This window comes from Nostoc sp. (genome assembly GCF_054880495.1).
This window is the reverse complement of sequence record NZ_JBTYKD010000073.1, coordinates 1-3,482: the sequence shown is the minus strand read 5'-3', so window position 1 is coordinate 3,482 and position 3,482 is coordinate 1. Positions and strand designations below refer to the sequence as shown.

Here is a 3,482-nt window from a genome sequence, read left to right as displayed (position 1 = left end):
TACAGCACTTTGCAGGTAAATTAAGTACACATCTTAATATGAGAAATCTTGTGGGGTGGGCATCCTGCCCGCCCTTGTGTACCTCATTCAGATGAAATGTGCTGTATTACTGTTCTTGACCTTTTTCCTGAAGGAGCGATCGCCAATCTTCAATCGCCTTTTCTGTCCACAGCCAATTTTTAGCTAATTTATCTACCTGGAAATTTCCTGGATCAGACTTGAGAACCAATTGTCGCATCTTAATCGCTTCATTCAGATATTGTATCTGCTTACTATTAGGTTGACTAAGTGCAGATTTATACATTCCCAGAGCTAAACCAGCATAGGAAGTTAAAGCATCTTGAGGCGCTGCTGTCTTTCTAGATGTTGAATTTGTCTTCTGTTCTTTGAGAGCTAAATTCAAAGCCTTGAACCAAGAATCATTGGCTCGATTCAGATTGCCTTCTGTGTAGTAGGCAAATCCCAAAGCGTTATTATACAAAAGCGATTCTGGTTTAGCTTTTGCAGCAGTTTCCCAATAACGGCGGGCATCATCGACGCTATAGTTCTTGTCGCCAGTTTGGATAGATTGCCAAGCTAATCGTCCCTTGTAAAAGTTCACAGATGGATCATCAGCTTGTTTATTTGGAATCAGTTTCAAGGCAGTTTCAGCCGCAGCCAGTGCACCACGATTGAGTAGTTCTTCTACAGCTAACAACCCACCTTGCAAATCTCCCTGGCTCATTTTTTCCGTAGCGGTGGCGGTGACAATTCCAGTTGGTGCTGTCTGTAAGTCGATATTTTGCTGGTTTTGACCTAGAGACTGAGTAGGAATTTCTGGTATGTTAGGCAGAGTTACTTTAGGTCGATTTCGCCACCAATTTAAACCGATCGCAGCTGCTAAAACACTGATTCCCACAATGCCCACAATCGACCACAGCTTGCGGTGTCGATTACGATTTCTTGCTGGGGCTGATTGCGATGCCTGGGTTGGGCTACGCCTACGTGAAAAATCAGCAGAATTTTGCCAATTTCCTTCAAAGTTGCCAGCAGCTTGAGATGGCGGTGCTGGGGCTTCCCCCCACAAATCTGCCCCCTGTTGCAAAGAAGCAATTTCCTCTGAAACCTGTTTTTGCTGAAGACTATTTTGGTGAATTTGTTGATCCAATTCAGTTGAAGCTTTTGGGTTATCTAGCTGACGAAACAAATCCGAAACTATCGCAGAATCTTCTGCATAGCTGGGGTCATCATACTCAATTTCATCAACGAGATCGCCCCAAGTATCTTCACCTAGCCAGTCCAACCCAGAAGAGTCACGCGCCAAACCAGAAGGAATCATTTCCTCCATTCCTAAAGACATCTCGGAATCATCTGCCATATCAGAGTACATCGTCGAAGTTACCCCTAAAGGCGAACTATACTGATTCAGCGACTCCGCACTTTCAGATAACTCAGTTTCCTGACTCAAGAAACCGTCAAATTCTGGCTGGAGATATAAAATCGGTAATGCCCAGTACATCTGGTGAGAACCATAGGCAGAAATTAATCCTTGACGCACCCGACTTACGCACAAATCTACTGGATATCCCTGACTCAAGTTGCGGTAAAATAATTGTGTGAGCGTCAACGCCACTTCATCAGGAATTCGTTCTGACATAGCCAAAACGCTTGTAATTCCGCGCTTCACCAGACTTTCTGCCAAGTTTCGTTCGCCAGTATCTCCAGAGGCATTGGACGCAGCTGTGTATGCCCCCAAGCAGGAGTTAAACACTGCCATTTGGATGTTATTGTTGACGAGCAAACCTGCTAAATCGTCCCCAGTTAAGATTTCCGTTAAGCCAGTTCTGCGACTAGCAAGATAAATTTCTCCGCCATTGCCGCCTAAATTACTATGACCAGAGTAGTGTAGAACGTGGTATCTGCCTTGTTCTAGAGCTTGCGTCAGTTCTTCCCGTCCTGGTTGGTCTAAGACAGTGAGTTCAATTTCTGGGAAGCGATTGCTACCTTCAGCAAGTCGTGGTATACGGTGAAGTTCCGCTTGCAGTTTAATCGCTTCCTGTTTTTGTAAGTTAAGGTGAACTTGATCTGAGGGAGAAGCAATTACCATCAACACTTTCACCCCACCTTCTTCTCGTGGTGTGGGCATGTTTGGCGTAGGCGTAGCCCCCCGCAGGGATCGCATTGGGGAAGCCCCCAAAACTCCACCTTGGAAGCGAGAAAAAGCCACATAAGGCCCAGTAGCCAGGGGGCGATCGCCTGCGTGCATCACTTCCCAAGGCAGACGAGCTAATCTAGTGTCTTTTAGCCCCAAGCGTAACCTTAGTACTTGTTGGTGATTCTGGGCAATACCTTGGGCAGTAATCCAACTATCTCTGAGAGTCCCTTGAAATAAGGCCGTATAAAATTGTTGACCCAACGCCACCAAGTTAACAGAATTTCTGGCGATATCGCTTTCATTCCCGCCAGAAACGAATATATCTCCCTGCAACACCGAATTCAACGGATCATTCATCAAATGCCCAGCAGCCATTAACCACTCAGCTACAGGCCAAGTCACCAGTTCTTCTGCCAATGGCACCCCTGGCGCAACTTGTTCGGTCCGCACCAAATAGTCATTTTGTCCTACAGGAGTTACCGAAATGTGGAATTCCTGGGTCACAGCTTCTCCTGTCCGCCTCCTAAATCTGGTTTGAAACGCGAAAGTTTCAAGTCGATTTTTCGCTCCCTTTGATAACTTAGATGCATCCCACCCCTGAATGTTTCTGATTCTAGTTATTTTGCTTTCTCTGCCATTACAACTTTATCCGGATCGGATTACTTGGGACTAGAACATTTAATTGGTAGATGCACCTTGATCTTCAACTCCCCTAGTTGGCTAACACCCACTGGGGGTTTTTTTCAATTTTGGCAAACAACAGCAACTTGTGACGCAGATATTCTCTAGCAGAAAATACTCCTTAATCCTAGAATACTTGATTAATAGATGGATGTACCTTGATCTTTAACTCCCCTAATTCAGTTAATATTCACTCTTGTTTTTTTGAGACATGACAACAATCAATTTTCTAGTAAATTTATCCGGAGCATGGTGCTTAAACTTAGAACATTTAATTGGTAGATGCACCCTGATAACTAGCTCCCCTTGTTGGCTAACGCCCACTGGGGGTTTTTTTATGACTCAATAACTACAAAACTTACGCACTTAAAACCACCAAACTTATATCTGAATAAGCTCACGCCAGTTCCTTCTCCTGTTCCAAGACGCTCTTGCTAGCAAGCTTTCATAGTTGGGGGAACCCTTTGAACATTGGTGTCAACTTAACGTAGAATTTAGCTTAAACAAAAAGAAGCCTCTCACCTACCCGCAAGGGAGGTGATGAGATGAATTTTTGGGTGATGATAGCGCCACGGAGAGCGAGTCTTCTCCCAAGGGGAGACGATGCCGCGCAACCAGCGTCGGAGTCCCACCCCCGACCAATAACGACTGTCACTCGTTGAGGGAG

1 protein-coding gene is annotated in these 3,482 nt (G+C 45.2%); it reads right to left on the bottom strand.

The window, feature by feature from the left end; translation table 11 throughout:
* Positions 1-106: 106 nt before the first annotated feature.
* The gene (gene hetF, locus ACYTXL_RS08550; RefSeq protein WP_461924337.1) at positions 107-2,638 is read right to left on the bottom strand and encodes a cell division protein HetF; all 2,532 of its coding nucleotides are present in this window, start codon (positions 2,636-2,638) and stop codon (positions 107-109) included.
* Between the last annotated feature and the right edge of the window lie 844 nt (positions 2,639-3,482).